The 16,659-nt window shown below is 64.6% G+C and carries 11 protein-coding genes and 1 tRNA gene; 10 read left to right on the top strand and 2 right to left on the bottom strand.

The features are described 5' to 3' along the window. The first annotated feature begins 165 nt into the window (after positions 1-165). Positions 166-831: a holo-ACP synthase gene (locus tag AC1AXT_RS06265; RefSeq protein ID WP_476540624.1), complete on the top strand. Its 666-nt coding sequence runs from the start codon at positions 166-168 to the stop codon at positions 829-831. 391 nt (positions 832-1,222) lie between these two features. Beyond that, positions 1,223-2,185: a biotin--[acetyl-CoA-carboxylase] ligase gene (locus tag AC1AXT_RS06260; protein WP_476540622.1), complete on the top strand. Its 963-nt coding sequence runs from the start codon at positions 1,223-1,225 to the stop codon at positions 2,183-2,185. A gap of 955 nt (positions 2,186-3,140) precedes the next feature. Here the strand turns inward: AC1AXT_RS06260 and AC1AXT_RS06255 are convergent. Beyond that, positions 3,141-3,214: transfer RNA gene (locus tag AC1AXT_RS06255), tRNA-Gly, on the bottom strand. Positions 3,215-3,298: 84 nt separating this feature from the next. Beyond that, entirely contained in the window at positions 3,299-3,967 is a 669-nt protein-coding gene (locus AC1AXT_RS06250) for a phosphatase PAP2 family protein (RefSeq protein WP_476540620.1), read from the bottom strand. Positions 3,968-4,278: 311 nt separating this feature from the next. Between AC1AXT_RS06250 and AC1AXT_RS06245 the strand changes: the two genes are divergently transcribed. The 8 genes from AC1AXT_RS06245 to AC1AXT_RS06210 all read left to right on the top strand — a co-directional run bounded on the left by AC1AXT_RS06245 (position 4,279) and on the right by AC1AXT_RS06210 (position 16,619). Continuing rightward, a complete protein-coding gene (locus AC1AXT_RS06245; RefSeq protein ID WP_476540618.1) occupies positions 4,279-5,037 on the top strand; it encodes a 3'-5' exonuclease in 759 nt (252 codons plus the stop codon). Between the two features lie 341 nt (positions 5,038-5,378). Next, positions 5,379-6,101 carry a hypothetical protein gene (locus tag AC1AXT_RS06240; protein WP_476540868.1) on the top strand — a complete coding sequence of 241 codons (723 nt, stop codon included), beginning with the start codon at positions 5,379-5,381 and terminating at the stop codon, positions 6,099-6,101. 426 nt (positions 6,102-6,527) lie between these two features. Then, positions 6,528-6,797 carry a 30S ribosomal protein S15 gene (rpsO, locus tag AC1AXT_RS06235; RefSeq protein WP_476540616.1) on the top strand — a complete coding sequence of 90 codons (270 nt, stop codon included), beginning with the start codon at positions 6,528-6,530 and terminating at the stop codon, positions 6,795-6,797. Between the two features lie 558 nt (positions 6,798-7,355). Then, the gene (locus AC1AXT_RS06230) at positions 7,356-10,106 is read left to right on the top strand and encodes a polyribonucleotide nucleotidyltransferase (protein WP_476540614.1); all 2,751 of its coding nucleotides are present in this window, start codon (positions 7,356-7,358) and stop codon (positions 10,104-10,106) included. A gap of 222 nt (positions 10,107-10,328) precedes the next feature. Then, entirely contained in the window at positions 10,329-12,695 is a 2,367-nt protein-coding gene (locus tag AC1AXT_RS06225) for a DUF2207 family protein (protein WP_476540612.1), read from the top strand. Positions 12,696-12,782: 87 nt separating this feature from the next. Further along, complete coding sequence (locus AC1AXT_RS06220) at positions 12,783-13,355, top strand: LemA family protein (RefSeq protein ID WP_476540610.1); 573 nt, start codon at positions 12,783-12,785, stop codon at positions 13,353-13,355. A gap of 5 nt (positions 13,356-13,360) precedes the next feature. Beyond that, entirely contained in the window at positions 13,361-15,634 is a 2,274-nt protein-coding gene (locus AC1AXT_RS06215; protein WP_476540608.1) for a DUF2207 family protein, read from the top strand. 121 nt (positions 15,635-15,755) lie between these two features. After that, positions 15,756-16,619 (top strand): aldo/keto reductase, encoded by an 864-nt coding sequence (locus AC1AXT_RS06210; protein ID WP_476540606.1) that lies wholly within the window; start codon positions 15,756-15,758, stop codon positions 16,617-16,619. The last annotated feature ends 40 nt before the right edge of the window (positions 16,620-16,659 follow it).

Genomic DNA, 16,659 nt, shown 5'->3' with positions numbered 1-16,659 from the left:
CTAAAGAAGCCTTCTAAAGAAGCCCTTCCAGAAAGGCCCCCTCAGAAAGAGCCCTTCGAAAAACCTCTCTGAAGGGGGATTCAAGAAGGAGCTCTTCAAAAGGGAGATTTTGAAAGGGCTGTTCTGGAAGGAATCTTCCGGAAGGGCCTCAGGAAAGGAAACGGCATGGCGGTGCTGGGATTAGGGCATGACGTGGTGGACGTGGCGGCGTTCACTGCTCAGCTCGAGACTCCCGGTACCGCCATGCTGCGTCTGTTTTCGCTGCGCGAGCGCCGTCAGGCAGCGGCGCGGGCGCAGCGATGCGGCGACGGCGAGGCGCTGCACCTCGCCGCCCGCTGGGCCGGCAAGGAAGCCGTCATCAAGGCGTGGTGCGACGCCGCCGGCGACGGACCGTTGCCGTATACGCCCGATTCGGTGCCGTGGAGCGGCATCGAGATCGTCTGCAACGCCCGCGGCGTCCCCCAGGTCCATCTCGCCCCTTCCGTCGCCGCCAACCTTGCTTCCAGCGTCCAGGGGGACGCCTGCTGCGCCGCCAACCTTGCTTCCAGCGTTTCGGCTGCCGCTTCCACCGCCACTGTGGGTTCCTCTTCTCCCAACCCTTCCGAAGCTTCCCCCACTCCCGACCCTTCCGAAATTTCCCCCACTCCCAACCCTTCCGAAATTTCCCCCACTCCCAACCCTTCCGAAGCTTCCCTGGCTTCGGTTCCTCTTGCTCCGGCCCGTTCCTCTCCGGTTCCGCCCCACCGCCCCGCCCCCTCCCTTTCCTGGCGGCTCTCGCTTTCGCACGACGGTCCCATCGCTTCCGCGGTTGCGCTTCTTTGCTGTCGGTAAGAGCGGAAAATGATGCGCGGAAAACTACAGAATCTCAAATAATGAGACGCTCTGCAAGGGGCAATTTTAGCGCCGGGGGAGCGCAGAGAATCTTTTCGAAATCGCGAAAGCGGCGAACACGCGAAAGTTGTCGAAATGGCTTGCCTCCGGTAGTCTGGTCCGCTGAAGGGGGTGTCGTCCCGGGAGGAAGCGGCGCCGCAGAAGGGTAGTTTTGTGCGTTGGGTAGCATAGAATGGCTGGAGGCGGCTTCGTTTTGCCTTCGGAGAAAATCCGCGAGCCGGACACGTCGTCACCTCGCTTCATCAAATAGACTATTTTTTACGACCTGTACGGTTATGAATTTAGTCTTGAATTTGTAAACGAGAGGCAAGCGATGAAGCTTAGGAATTTAATGCTGACGCGGGCGATGAAGCCGCAGCTGATGCAGACGAACGCCGTGGCGCGGTTTGTATCCGTCCACGACGCGATCGACTCGACCCATGACGAGGCCGTGCGGCTGCTGGCCGACGAGCGGACCGTGGCGTCCCTCGCATACGGCGACGGTTGCGCCGCCGGTACCGGTACCGCTGGAACCGGTGCTGCCGCGGAAACCGGTGCCGCTGCGGGAACCGGCTACGGCGTCGGCGTCGTCGCCGCGGACATGGAGCTCGAGGCGAAGTTCCGCTTCAATCGCACCTGGGTGAGCATTCCCGGCGAATCGATCGCGATGTCGCTGGTGACGCTGGTACCGCACGGAATCGCCGACGACGAGATGCTGCGCGGATGGCTCTCGCCGATCGGTTGCCTCGCCGCCATCGACGCGATTCGCGGCGAACTGCGCGGCACGTTCCCGCTAGGAGCCGCGCTGAGCGCCGGTACCGCTTCCGAGCCGCAGCTTACGCTGCGCTGGCCGAACGATATCTACTGCAACGGGCTGAAACTCGGCAGCGTCAACGTCGACGCCGTCGACGTGCCGTCGGTGCCTGGCCACGTCGCGCTCGTCTATACGTTCGGAGTCAACCTGACGGTGCGCGCCGACTTCCTGCCGACGCCGGAAGCGACGTCGCTGCGCATGCACGTGCTGCAGCTACCGGCGTTCGAGCGGATGCGGGACGAGATTGTCGCACGGATAGCAACGTCGCTGGCCGACCGTCTCGCTTCGTTCGCCGCGCAGCCGGAAGCGGCCCGCGCCGGTTTCTACGAGGAAGCGCGGCGCCTGTGCCCGATGTACGGGCGGTTCGTTGCGTTCCAGCTCGGCGACGGCTCGCGCGTCGGTGGAGAGATTCTCGGCCTCAACGACGACGCGTCGCTGACGATGTCGGTCGACGGCAGCGCCATGCGCCTGCGCACCCGCGACGTCGGGATCATGGCGTAGCGGCGCAACTGAAGGCTTTCCCGGTGTCGGGGGTTGGGCTTGCCGGAAGGGGGCCGCGAAGGGGTGTGCCGGGAATAACCGTTCCAAGCGCAAGCTTGGAAGGCGTGGGGCAGCAGGGAGACTGCCGGTTGGACCAAGCGCGGGCCATTACGGCCCGCGCTTTTTGCGTGTGGCTCGTGTGGCTCATGTGGCTTGTGTGGCTCGTGTCGCTCGTGTGGCTCATGTGGCTCGTGTGGCTCATGTGGCTTGTGTGGCTCGTGTCGCTCGTGTGGCTTTGTGTGGCTCGTGTGGCTCGTGTGGCTAAGGACTGAAAAATTCCCCACCTTCTACATTCCAGTCGCTGACGACGCCTCACCGACTGGAATGTAGTCCCCGAAATACGTTTCAGTCGCTGACGGCGCCTCAGTGACTGGAATGTGGTCCCTAGAATACGTTTCAGTCGGTGATGCCATCTCAGTGACTGAAACGTGGAGAATCTCGCATAGTCCAGTCAGTGGGTGTGTGTCAGCGACTGGATTATGGTCCCCGAAATACGTTCCAGTCGCTGATGGCTTATAGGCGACTGGAATATAGCGGAAATAGCACAAAGCGGACGCTGGCGGAGTGAGCGACTGGACTATGGAGAATTTTATATTTTCCAGTCGCTGAGGCGCCGTCAGCGACTGGAAAGTATGGTCGTTGGAATTTTCCAGTCGGATGCGCGGTAGCCGTGTGTTTTATTCGTTTGCCGCTATTTTTCAGTCGGTGACGGCGCCTCAGTGACTGAAATGTAGAGAAGGCGGCACACTTCAGTCGCTGGCGCCCGTGTACTGACTGGAATGTGGTTTGTTGTATATTTTCCAGCCGCTTATTATTGCTGAGGCGATTCCATGCCGGTTTGCGACCACCTCTCGAATCGCCATCGCCTTCGGCTCGGCTCTTCGGCCTTCGCCAGCAGGAACGGAGTGCACATTAATGGAGCGGATGACGGGAATCGAACCCGCGTAATCTGCTTGGAAGGCAGAGGCTCTGCCATTGAGCTACATCCGCGTGCCGTGTTTTCCAAGGTTTTCACCCTGGAAGGCGACTCGAGCAATTATTGCACAGCCCCGCAACAAACGCAACCGCACCCCGCTACCGCACGACCCAGCGTTTGACCACCGCTGCATACAAATCCACGTACGCGATGGCGAAGAGCCAGCCGGCGAGGACGTCGCTGGGGTAGTGGACTCCTAAATATATGCGGCTCAAGCCGATGGCGACGACGACCGCAGCGAGCACCGCCGCAATCAGCCATCGCAGCCACTTGCGCTGCACGAACCAGAAGACCAGCACGATCAGGAACCCGTAGAACGCCATGTTGTTCATCGAATGCCCCGAGGGGAAGCTGTAGCCGGTTTCCGGAATGATCCGGTGGTCGACAGGCCGCGGGCGACGCACCCAGTACTTGATAATCTCGTTCAGTCCCGCGGCCAGCGCAACGCACGCCGCCAGCGAAACGCCGATCCGCGCCCGCTTCGCGATAATCGACACGACCAGCAGCGTCGCCGTCACCGCAACGACCGCCGCGACGCCGCCGAACGTCGTGACCGTTTTGACGGTCGGCGTCAGCGTGTCGGAAATGACGTGCCGCTGGAAGAAGTCGATGATGGCGGTGTCGAACGGCAGCGCCTTGTTGTCGTGCACCCAGTGGATCTGCCATAGGAGGGCCGCGAACCCGGCCGCGCACAGCACGAACAGCAGGATTCGCGCGCCAACGTGGCCGCCGCCCTTTGCCAACGTTTTCTTCCCCGCACCCGCCATGCGCATCCCCGCTTCCGTACTGTCCCGTCGTGTCGTTTCCGCAGCATTCTACGCACCGCACCGCCCTTTTGCCGACCCTTCCGCCGTGTTCGGGGCCCTTGCGGTGCGTGGAGGAGTGGGGGTGGCATCGAAATCCCAGCGTTCGGGAAGCTCTTCCCGCGCCCATCCGACCTCCCGCCGCCCGCAAACCCGAAGCCGGCATTCAGCGTTTGTTCGGCGCAACGTATGGAATTCACAGGATACCGTTTTTAAGATGGCCGCATTGGCAGGAGAGGCTTCCTCGCGGAGGCTAAGGCAAGTCGAGGCGTGACATGAAGAAGAAGACTGTGTGGTATTCCCTCGCGCTCCTTTTCGCATTGACGGCTTTCTGGGGCTTCGGTTCCATCGGCAGGGGCGCGGTCTATATAACGGTATGGTTCGTCGTGTGGGGCGGCCTGGCGCTCGCGTTCTTCACTGTTGGCGCCCGCACCGGCGCGGATGCCCGCTTTTCGTTCGGCGCTCCGGCAGCCGCCGCGTCGCTTCCGGACAACTACACCGCCATCGACTTGGTGACGACCGGCAGCGATCCGAACGTCGCGCGGATCATCGAGTTCGGCGCCGTGCGCGTCCGAGACGGCAAGCCGGTCAGCAAACTTGCGATGCTCGCGAATCCCGACGCCGCGATCCCGCCGGAACTCGCCGAATCCACCGGCCTGAACTACGGCACGCTTTCCCGCCAGCCCGGCGTCGCCGTTGCGCTCGCGCAGTTCCTCGATTTCGTCGGTACCGACACGCTCGTGGCGCCGAACGTCGACATCGAGCAGACGTTCCTTGAGATCAACGCCGAACGCCACGGCCTGACGCTGCCGATGAACTCCACCGTCGATCCGCTCGCCATTGAGCACGAACTGTTCCCGCAAGAGGCCAAAGATTCGCCGGCCAGCGAACGCTCGCTGCTCGAGCGCGCCGACGCCGGGGACGCTCCGGCGCCCCGTGCGCTGCCGAACGCCGAGCAGACGGTGCGTTGCTATGAGTGGCTCAGCTCCTACGTCGCCGCGAACGACGTCAAGCTGAAGGCGGCGGTCGCGTAGCGCTCGCGGCTGCTTCGCAAGAATGGTAACGGCCGGGACGCATTGTTCCGGCATTTTCCGGCGCTGTAGGAAGGGAACCTTCCGAGGGACGGCCCGTGGACGTCCCTGCTTCGAGGGGGTCGGCGAAGGCGCGCGGTAAACTGGGCGGAGTACGGAAATCTGCCGTCCAGTAGCCGTTTGACTGGCTCACGTTTGATTGGCCGGCCGTTTTGATTGACGAGCCGCTTGATTGAGAGGAACCTGTGCGAGGAACCAACGCCGACGCCCACGCCGAATCCCGTGGCGGCACTGCCGCCGAGGAACCGCAGCCCACTGCCGGAACGCTCGTCGCCATCGACGAGATGGTCGCCGAAGAACACGGCGAGCAGCCGTCGGCATCCGTCGTCGTTGGCGCCGAAGAAGCCGTCGCTGACAACGATGGCAGCGCTGCAAACGAAGGCAGTCCGGCAAACGTTTCCAAGCATCCCGAGGCGACGATTCCCGAATCCGACCTCTCGCTGGCGGAAATCGAACGGCGCCGCTCGCACCCCGGCCGCTGGATCGCCATGATCGCCGTCGTCCTCGTCGCCATCGTCGTGCCGTACTGGATCGGCCGGCGGCTTGCCGTCACGCACACGGCGAATCTGGTAGCGCTGTTCTCGACGCTCGAGCCGCGCGCCGTCGCGATGGTCTCGTGGGAAGCGACGCTGGTTGCGTTCATCGGGCTCGCGATGATGGTCGTCGATACCCGCAAGACCGGCTGGTTTGCGCTGTTCGCGCTCGGTCTGGCCGCCGAACAGCTCATCGCCGGCGTTTCGCTGCTCAAATTCAGCTTCTGGAACTCCACGTACGTTATGTACGGAACGGAAGCGCCGGTTGCGAACGCTGCGAACCTGGGGATCATGGCGGCCGGCGTCGGGCTCGCCGTGTTCGCGGTCGTGTGGGTCGGCCTGCTGGTAATTATTAAAAAAGATTCCCCGCTCAATTTCCTTACCCGCAGCTGGGTTTCGTTCATGCTCTTCCTCGCGTTCGAAATCCTCGCCCTGTGCATAGTCTGCTTCGGCGGCTTCATCTCCGCCGCCTAACGGTCCCGTTGGCGCCGTCTGCCAGAGGAACCGAACTCCAGCCTTCCGTCTTTTCTTGCCCCCGGTTCCTCTGAGTGCGGCGTGTTGAGGAACTGGAGCTGAGATTTCCGGGTTTTCTTGGGTCGGGTTCCTCCGCGGGCGGCGTGTTGAGGAACCGGGACCGGGAATTCCGCCTTTTCTTGGCCCCGGTTCCTCCGTAAACGGCGTGTTGAGGAACTGGGGCTGAGATTTCCGGGTTGGAGTGGGTCGGGTTCCTCTGGGGGCGGCGTGTTGAGGAACCGGACCCGGTAGTTCCGGGTTTCCTGAGATCGGGTTCCTCTGTCGGGAGCGGGGGTTAGGATTTGAGATTGGCGTGATTTCGCCCGCGGAACCAGAGCGCCCCGGCACAAGGCCGGGAGCACCGCGCAGCAACGAATGGAGGATGCCGTGGCACTTACGGCTGATGAAAAGCAGAAGATTATTGCCGAATACGCAACGCACGAAGGTGACACCGGCTCTCCGGAAGTCCAGATCGCGCTGCTGAGCAAGCGTATCGCCGATCTGACCGAGCACATGAAGGAACACAAGCACGACTTCCACTCCCAGCGTGGTCTGCTGCTGATGGTCGGCCACCGCCGCCGTCTGCTCGACTACCTGAAGAAGGTGGACATCAACCGCTACCGTTCGCTGATCGAGCGTCTCGGCCTGCGCCGCTAGTCTTTTCCAAGCCCGGGGATTCCCCGGGCTTTTTCTTTCCTGCATCCTCCCATGCCTATCTACGCAAAGCAGAAACGCATATGCGCAAACGAGGTTCCTGGTTTGCTGGAAAAGGAACCGGATCTAGATTTTCCGGCCTTCCTTGGTTCGGGTTCCTCTGTAGGCGGCGTGTTGAGGAACCGGATCTAGATTTTCCGGCCTTCCTTGGCTCGGGTTCCTCTGTAGGCGGCGTGTTGAGGAACCGGATCTGGATTTTCCGGCCTTCCTTGGCTCGGGTTCCTCTGTAGGCGGCGTGTTGAGGAACCGGAGCGAATCGGAGGGGCGAAGAAGGGAATCCGGTTTTCGCCGGAAAAGCGCGGCGTTTTCACGGAAAGACTGTGCGGGGGCCGGTCTACAATTTGTTGCTGGTGGATAAAAAGTCAAAGGAAGAACAAATCGCGGCGGCAAACCGCGGTATCCGCAGCGGCAAGCGGAACCCAGAACCAAGGAACCAGGCCGTTTCGGTGATGTTTGGATGTTGGAATAACGAAAAATAAAGAGAAACTAAGGAGGAACCCTATGGAGGGTCCCGAAATCAAGGCCGTTGAAGCCGTACTGGACAACGGTTCTTTTGGAACGCGCACGCTGCGCTTTGAAACCGGCCGTCTGGCCCAGCAGGCCGACGGCGCCGTGGCCGCCTATCTTGACGACGATTCGATGATCCTGTCGACGACGACCGCCGGCAGCAGCCCGAAGGAAAACTACGATTTCTTCCCGCTTACCGTCGATGTTGAGGAGAAGATGTACGCTGCCGGCAAGATTCCCGGCTCCTTCTTCCGCCGCGAAGGCCGTCCCAGCTCGGAAGCGATCCTCGCCTGCCGCATTATCGACCGTCCGCTGCGCCCGCTGTTCCCGCACACGCTGCGCAACGAAGTCCAGGTCGTCGAAACCGTCCTCGCCGTCAGCCCGGACGATGCGTACGACGTCGTCGCGCTGAACGCGGCTTCCGCTTCCACGCTCATTTCCGGCCTGCCGTTCCAGGGCCCGGTTTCCGGCGTGCGGCTTGCGCTGATCGACGGCCAGTGGGTCGCGTTCCCGCGCTGGAGCGAACGCGAACGCGCCGTATTCGAGATTGTCGTGGCCGGCCGCGTCGTCGAGAACGGGGACGTCGCCATCGCGATGATCGAAGCCGGCGCCGGCAAGAACGCCTGGAATCTGATCTACGAAGAGGGCCAGGCCAAGCCGGACGAGGAAGTCGTCGCCGGCGGCCTGGAGGCGGCCAAGCCGTTCATCAAGACGATCTGCGAGGCGCAGAGCGAGCTCAAGCGCATCGCCGCGAAGCCGACGAAGGAATTCCAGCTGTTCCCGGAGTTCACGAAGGAACTGTACGACCGCATCGACGAGATCGCGCACGCCGACCTCGACGAGGCGCTCTCCATCGCCGAGAAGCTGCCGCGCCAGGACCGCATCAGCGAGATCAAGGACCGCGTCAAGGAAACGCTGACGGTCGAGTTCACCGACATGGACGAGGCCGAGAAGGACAAGGAAATCGGCAACGCGTTCAAGGAGCTGCAGCGCCAGATCGTGCGCCGCCGCATCCTGACGGAGGACTACCGCATCGATGGCCGCGGCCTGCGCGACATCCGCACGCTGTCCGCCGAAATCGGCATCGTGCCGCGCGTGCACGGCTCGGCGCTGTTCCAGCGCGGCGAAACGCAGATCCTCGGCGTCACCACGCTCAACATGCTCAAGATGGAGCAGCAGATCGACGCCCTGTCCGGCCCGCAGTCGAAGCGCTACATGCACAACTACGAAATGCCGCCGTATTCGACCGGCGAAACCGGCCGCGTCGGCTCGCCGAAGCGCCGCGAAATCGGCCACGGCGCCCTGGCCGAGAAGGCCATCGTGCCGGTGCTGCCGAGCCGCGAGGAGTTCCCGTACGCCATCCGCCAGGTCTCCGAGGCCATCGGCTCGAACGGCTCGACGTCGATGGGCTCCGTGTGCGCCTCGACGCTGTCGCTGCTCGACGCCGGCGTGCCGCTGAAGGCCCCGGTTGCCGGCATCGCCATGGGCCTGGTGTCCGGCGACGTCGACGGCCAGCACGTCTACAAGACGCTGACCGACATCCTCGGCGCCGAGGACGCGTTCGGCGACATGGACTTCAAGGTCGCCGGCACCGCCGACTTCGTCACCGCCCTGCAGCTCGACACCAAGCTCGACGGCATTCCGGCCGACGTGCTCGCCGGCGCCTTGAAGCAGGCGCACGAAGCGCGCCAGACGATCCTCGAGGTCATCAACGAGTGCATCAACGGCCCGGCCGAAATGAGCCCGTACGCGCCGCGCATCATCACGACGACGGTTCCGGTCGACAAGATCGGCGAGGTCATCGGCCCGAAGGGCAAGATGATCAACCAGATCCAGGAGGACACCGGCGCCGAAATCGCCATTGAGGACGACGGCACCGTCTACATCTCCTCCGAAGGCGGCGAAGCTGCCGAGAAGGCCAAGGAGATCATCGACCAGATCGCCAACCCGCACGTTCCGGAAGCCGGCGAGCACTACAACGGCAAGGTCGTCAAGACCACGTCGTTCGGCGCGTTCGTCAACCTCACGCCGGGCACCGACGGCCTGCTGCACATTTCGCAGATCCGCAACCTGGCCGACGGCCAGCGCATCGACGCCGTCGAGGACGTGCTCAAGGAAGGCGACGAAGTCGAGGTCGTCGTGCAGTCCGTCGACGACCGCGGCAAGATCTCGCTCGCCGTTCCGGGCTTCGAGGAGCAGGAATCCGGCGCCGGCCGCCGCCACGACGACCGTGGCCCGCGCCGCCACGACGACCGCGATGACCGCGACGAGCGTGCCCCGCGCCATGCCGACCGCCGCGACCGCCGTCACGATGACCGCGACGAGCGCGATGAGCGTCCGCGCCGTGCCCCGCGTCGCGACGATCGCCGCGACGAGCGGGATGACCGCGACTACGACGACCGTCCGCGCCGTTCGCGCCGCGACTACGACGACGAGTACGACGACCGTCCGCGCCGCGCCCCGCGCCACGATTCGCGCCGTGACGACCGGGATGACCGCGACTACGACGACCGCCCGCGCCGTTCGCGCCGCGACGACCGGGATGACCGCGACGATCGCGACGACCGCCGTTCGCGCCGCGATGACCGCCGCGACGACCGTCCGCGCCGCGCCCCGCGCCGCGACGACCGCAACCCGCGCTACGCCGCCGACGAAAGCTACGACGAGTACCGCGCCGGCCGCGAAGAGCGCACCGAGCGCCCGCGCCGCCGCATCCGCCGCGACTTCGATCCGTACGACGACTGATCGGCAGCGTCCCGCCGGCACGGCGCCGGAAACGTTCCGTACGCCGTGCCGTTGGCGACGAACCGCTAGCGACGAAACGCTAGCGACGAAACGCCGGTAGCGCGCCGCTGAAACGGGGCCCCGGAAATCTCGGGCCCGTCCAAAACGGCGCCGGCCGGTTTGCCCTCCGCCCCCTTCCTATGCCACCATTGGCACAGCGAGGGAGACGGAGGGTTTTTGTTTATGAGTGCAAGGAAAGCGGGCGGCGGCGGCCGCAAGGCGTTGGTTACGGAGCTGGTAGGCTCCCTCGTCGCGACCATCCTCGCGGCTGCGGTCGTCATCGGCTTCGGCGTCGAGGTCCGCTCGGAACGCGGCGACGTCGGTGGTATTTTCGACGACGGCGTGCTGTCGTACCGTTCGATGGACGTCGACGCGCAGATTGAGGAGAACGGCAACCTGACGATTGCGGAAACGCTCGACGTCTACCTTCCCGAGCGTGGCGAGGACGACGACGGCAACGAGATTCCGTGGCGCCAGCTGTACCAGACGTACGAACTGCAGTCCGACGGCATCACCGGCATCTGCGATATTTCGGTGGAGAACCTTACGACAGGGGAGCAGTACTCCCAGATTGCGCCGAAGTCGCCGTCCGAAGTCGGTTCCGCAGAGTGGGACGAACGGTACGCCAACCATTGGTACATCGCCGACGTCACCGACGGTTCCGACGATCCGCAGCCGTTCGACACCGAAACCGACGGCGTCGTGCCCACGCAGGACCGCGTGGATTCCCAGACTGTGGAAATCGGCTGGAACATTCCGGCTACCGTCAGCGCCGATTCGATGCGCTTCAAGATCACGATGACGTGGGAGGACGCCGTCACCGAATATTCCGACGTTGCGAAAATGCAGTGGGAGCCGATTTCCAACATGAACATGGTGCCGATCGGCACCCTAAGCGGCACCGTGCGGTTCCCGAAGGCGGTAACGACGAAGAACAGCTGGGCGTGGCTGCATTTCGACGGCCAGTCGACGACGTCGCGCGGCCCCGACGGCGAGCTCAAGTTCACCGCGACCGACGTGCCGACCGGAACGTGGGTCGACGTGGTGGCAATGTACAACCGGGACCTGTGCGACGGCGTCGTGCGGCAGGTCGACCAGGACGTCAAGCAGGCGACGATCGACGACGAAACGCGGCAGGAAACCGAGTGGCGTGACAAGCAGCGCGACTCGGCGCGGCGCACCGTCATCGCGTGGATCGTCATCGGCGTCGTCGGCGCGGCCGCGGCGGTGGCGGCGATGCTGTGGGGCTTCCGCAGCCGCAAGCGCGCGAAATACCAGGGCGACCTCGAGTACTGGCGCGAGCCGCTGGACATGAGCCCGGCCGCGTCCGCCGAATTCCTCGCGTTCCTCGACCCGAAGGCCGCGAAGTCGCCGGTAGTGGACCGGCAGATGGCCTCGACGCTGCTCTCGCTGGTCGACAAGGGCGCCGTGCTCGTGCTGCCGGGCCGCGCGTCGCTCTACGCCGGCACCGACGTTTCGACCGCCCCGGCGCCGCAGCTCGCCGCCATCGGCCAGCAGGCCGTCGCCGAAGGGGACGGCAAGGCGGTGCGGGCGACGAATACGCTGGTCATCCTGCCGGCGGCGCTGCAGGATCCGGAGAGCCTGGCCCTGTCGAGCTCCGAGCAGGCGCTGCTGGACCTGCTGGTTGCCGTCAGCGACCGGGTCGGCTCGCCGGTGTTCGACTTCAAGCGGATGCGCAAGTCGCTCAAGGACTGGCGCGGCGGCGAGCGGTACATGAGCCGCTTCAAGGTCGCCGCGCTTGACGAGTTCAAGGCCCTGCACGCCGTGAAATCCAACCGCATCGGCTGGGCGATTTTCGGCGGCGTCGGCATCGCCGCGTCGTTCATCGGCGCGATGTGGCTGACGACGACGAGCGCGTGGGCGCTGACGCTGGTGATGAGCCTGCCGGAGTTCTTCTGCTGCGTGTTCGGGCTGTCGTACGGCCGCGCGAGGCGGCTTTCGGTGCCCCGCGGCCAGGAACTGGCCGGCCATGTGCTGGGCCTGCGCAACTACATGCGCGATTTCTCCGACTTCACGGACCGCGGGCCCCTCGACCTGCCGCGCTGGGGCCGCTACCTGGTGTACGCGACGGCGTTCGGCATGTCGAAGCGGGCGCTCGAGCAGCTCGCCACCGCCTATCCGCAGGTGGTGGACGGCGCGTGGCTCGACGACGAGTGGGACACCGCCGGCGCGCTGCTGGTGTACTGGAGCCTGCGGCCGAGTACGTACTATCACAGCACGGTGCCGATTGGCGCCCCCGAACGGCGCGGCGGTCCGGGCGGTCCCGTGGCCCCCGGCGGCGGCGAGGGGCCGACGGTGCCCGGCATGGCCACGACCGGCGGCGTGCACGCCAGCAACTTCGGCGGCTTCGAAGGCTTCGGCGCCGGCTTCTCCGACCTCGGCTCGCAGCTGTCGGGCAGCTTCAGCGCCATCCAGAGCACGATCCACGCCGCTTCGCCGTCCTCGGGCGGCTCCGGCGGCAGCTTCAGCGGCGGCGGCTTCGGCGGCTCCGGAGGCGGCGTAGGCGGCGGCTCCTTCGGCGGCCGCTAGCGGATTCGCGTAGAAATTTGGCAGCACGCCTGCCGAACGGTTAGTATGGAAAATCTGTAAAGAAAACGAGAAGAAAGAACTAATACCATGGGCTGGGCCATTCTGGCGATTGTCATCGTACTCATCCTCATCGTGCTCATCTGGGGCATTTCCGCATACAACAATCTCGTCACGCTGCGCAACCGCGTCTACAACGGCTGGGCCCAGATCGACGTCGCCCTGAAGCAGCGCGCCGACCTGATTCCGAACCTCGTCGAGACGGTCAAGGGCTACGCGAAGCACGAATCGAACGTGTTCGAGGAAGTGACGCGCGCCCGCGCCGGAGTCCTGGCCGCCATGGCGAACCCGTCGACGACGATGCAGCAGCGTTCGGCGGCTGAGAACGTGCTCACCCGCGCGATGGTCAACCTGCGCGCCACCGCCGAGGCCTACCCGGACCTCAAGGCGAACCAGAACTTCCTCAACCTGCAGAACCAGCTCTCGCAGCTCGAAAACAAGATCGCGTACGGCCGCCAGTTCTACAACGACGTCGTGCTCAAGTACAACACGGCGACGCAGACGTTCCCGTCCAGCATCATCGCCGGCATGTTCGGCTTCGTGCAGGAAGGCTACTTCCAGGCCGACGAAGCCGCCCGCACCGTGCCGCAGGTCCAGTTCTGACCTGTATGAATAAGAAGATTCTCCATGGATTAATAGGTGCGCTGATCGGGGTCCTTGCCATGGTGCTGACGGTGCTGATGGCGTACGACCAGGCATCGGGTTCGTCCAGCTCCGGTTCCAGCGCCGCAAGCTCCAACAGCATCGTCATCACCAATGAAACCGACAATGTCGCCATCCAGACGAACGGCGACATTACCGTCACCCGCGATGTGGACTACAAGCTCAACCGCAACGGCTCCCAGTATCATCACCAGCTGTTTTTCGACATCCCGCTGAATTCCAGCGCAGCCACCGCCGTCACGAACGTTTCGGTGACCGACCTGTCCACCGGCCAGCAGCTGCCGCAAGCGGGCACGGTAATCTCAAACGGCAACGAAGGCAAGTCGAGCTGGGACGCGGCGCATGCCAATACGTTCTACGTCGCCGACATTTCGTACGGCACCGCCGGCGCGACCGACTACGACGCGGACGCCGACGCCCTGAGCGTGGGCGACGCCGTCAGCGAGACCGGCGAGCTGAACGCGCAGAAAACGGTCGAAATCGGCTGGAATCTTGAAGCGGTGAAGTCCGGCAGCGTGCGCTACCGCATACAGTACACGCTGAAGGACGCGGTGACGCGCTTCGGCGACGTTGCGAAGGCGCGGCTCCAGCTGTATACGGAAGACGGCGGCAACCTGCCCGTGAAATCGTTGCAGGCAACGGTGACGTTCCCGGGCGCGGTGAGCGAATCGAACAGCTGGGGCTGGCTGCATACGACGGCCGAGTCGACGACCAACCGCACCGGTTCCGATACGTTCGCCGTCACCGCGAAGAACATTTCCTCGGATGACGGCGCCAACATCGTCGTGCTGTACCCGACGGCGTATGCTTCCGGCGCCGCGCGCACCTCGAGCCGGGCGGTCAAGGACAGCACGATCTCCACCGAGAACGCCTACGAATCCCAGTGGAACGCGCAGGTGACGTCCGAGGCCCGCGGACAGGTAGCGCTGTGGCTGGCGCTCGCCATCATCGGCCTTGCGCTGGCGGTATGGAGCGTGTGGAGTTCGCTGCGGCTGGTGAAGGAATCGGAAGTGCGCGACCGGTCCGGCTACTGGCGCGAGCCGCCGGCGATGAGTCCGGCCGCCGCGTCGCTGCTGTACTTCGCCGTCACCGGCACCGCGGTCGCCGGCAGCCAGCGTTCGGTGAATCGCGAGAGCGGCGCGCAGCTGTCCGCGACGGCGATGTCGCTGGTCACGAAGGGCGCCATCGCCGTCTACCCGGGCCGCGCGGCAATCTACCGCGGCATCAACCTTGCGGACCCGAACATTCCAGCGCTCGCGGCAATGGTCGCGAACGTCGAGCGCAGCGGCGACCGCAACGCCGGCATCGACACGACCAGCACCGTCGTCGTGCTGCCGGCCGCGTACGGGAACCCGGCAGCGCTCGGCCTGTGCGCGAGCGAGCAGGCTTTGCTCCAGATTTTCACGCAGGCCGCGTTGCGCTTGGGAGGTCCTGTCTTCGACCTGGAGCAACTGCAATCGCTGATTCGGCAAGACCGTAGCCTCATTGCGCTGTTCCAGGGGTTCCAGACTGCAGCCAACAACGAGCTGCTGGCGACCGGCGCCGTGCGCAAGGGGCGCGTGTGGCGCATTCTCGGGTTCGGCTTGGCTGCTGCGGTGGCCATCGTCGTCGCGATGTGGGTTGCGCAGGGGTCGAATCTTGCGTTCGCGCTGATATGGGGCCTCCTGGTGTTGGGATCGCTCGGCTTCGCGCTCGGCTCCTGCCCGCGGGTGACGCTGACCGACCCGCGCGGCCAGTTCATCGCGTCGCGCGTCGACGGCCTGGCGCGCTACCTCGAGGATTTCTCCGACTTCTCCGACCGTGGCCCGCTGGATTTGACGCTGTGGGGACGCTACCTGGTGTATGCGACGGCGTTCGGCCTGTCCGACAAGGCGCTGGCGCAGTTGATGGCCGCCTATCCGCAGATGGCGGACCCGAACTGGGCCGACACCTATGCCTCGCGCCATCCGCTCGTATACTGGTCGAGCCGTTCGGCACGCTACCACCGCATGTATGGCGGCCCGGCGGCCAATGGCGCCCCCGGCATGGCCGGGTTCAGCGGCATGGGCGGCTTCTCGGACCTCGGCACGCAGCTCGCCGACAGCTTCAGCTCGATCGGCTCGACGATTTCGGCGGCGACCGGCTCGAGCCACAGCGGCGTTTCGGGCGGCAGCTTCTCCGGCGGCAGCGGCTTCAAGGGCGGCGCCGACCATCTCGGCCCCCGGGCCGGCGGACGGTAGCCGACGGAAGCCGCGCAGCCGGAAATCCCGAATCTTCCTTCCTGCCGCCCGGCCGTGGGCGGACGGTAGGATGGAAGCGTTACCGAACCGGCAAACGAACCTCAACGAAAGGGGAGCTGACATGGTGCTGCACCGCACGATGGGCCCATACGATACGACGGCGATCGGGCTGGGCGAGATGCCGCTGACGATCGAGAACAATCTTGGGCCGGCAAAGGGCATCGAAACGATCCATGCGGCGCTGGACGCCGGCTGCCGCCAAATCGACACCGCGTGGGCGTACTACTGCTCCGGCGGCGAGGAACAGACCGGCGAGAAGCTCGTGCGCGCCGCGATGGATAGCTGGAACGGGCCGAAGGACGAAGTCCTCATCGCCACGAAGGTCGGCCACTTCCGCAACTTCACCGACGGGCGGCCGACGTGGGACGTCAACGGGCAGCCGGAGAACCTGATCAAGTGCGCGAAGCAGAGCGCGTTCGAACTCGGCGTCGACTCGATCGACCTGCTGTATTTCCACCGCCCGGACCCGAAGATTCCGTACGGCGAGTCTATTGAAGCCCTGAAGCAGCTCGTCGACGAGGGCGTCGCGAAGGAAGCGGGCGTTTCGAACGCGTCAATCGAGCAGATGGACATTGCGCAGGAGATTCTCGGCGACTCGCTGATCGCCGTGCAGAACCAGTATTCTCCTATATATATGGAGACTACGGATACGCTCGAGCATGCGGCGATGATCGGCATTTCGTTCGTCTGCTGGAGCCCGCTCGGCGGCTTCCGCAAGCCGTATGACGAAAGCAAGTTCGACCCGTTCCGGAAAGTGGCCGCCGAGCGCGGCGTCAGCTACCAGCAGATCGTCCTCGCCTGGGAGCTCTCCAAGGGCGACCACGTCTTCGTCATCCCCGGCGCCCACCGCCCGGAAACGATCCTAGATTCGTTGCAAGCGGGCGGCCTCACCCTCACCTCCGAAGAACTCGCCCAGCTCCCGTAAGGAGCCAGCGCAGCGCCGTTCCGCCGCTCACTCCCGCTGG

The sequence above is a fragment of the Bifidobacterium sp. LH_450 genome, assembly GCF_056356715.1.
This window is presented reverse-complemented; position numbering and strand designations above follow the sequence as displayed.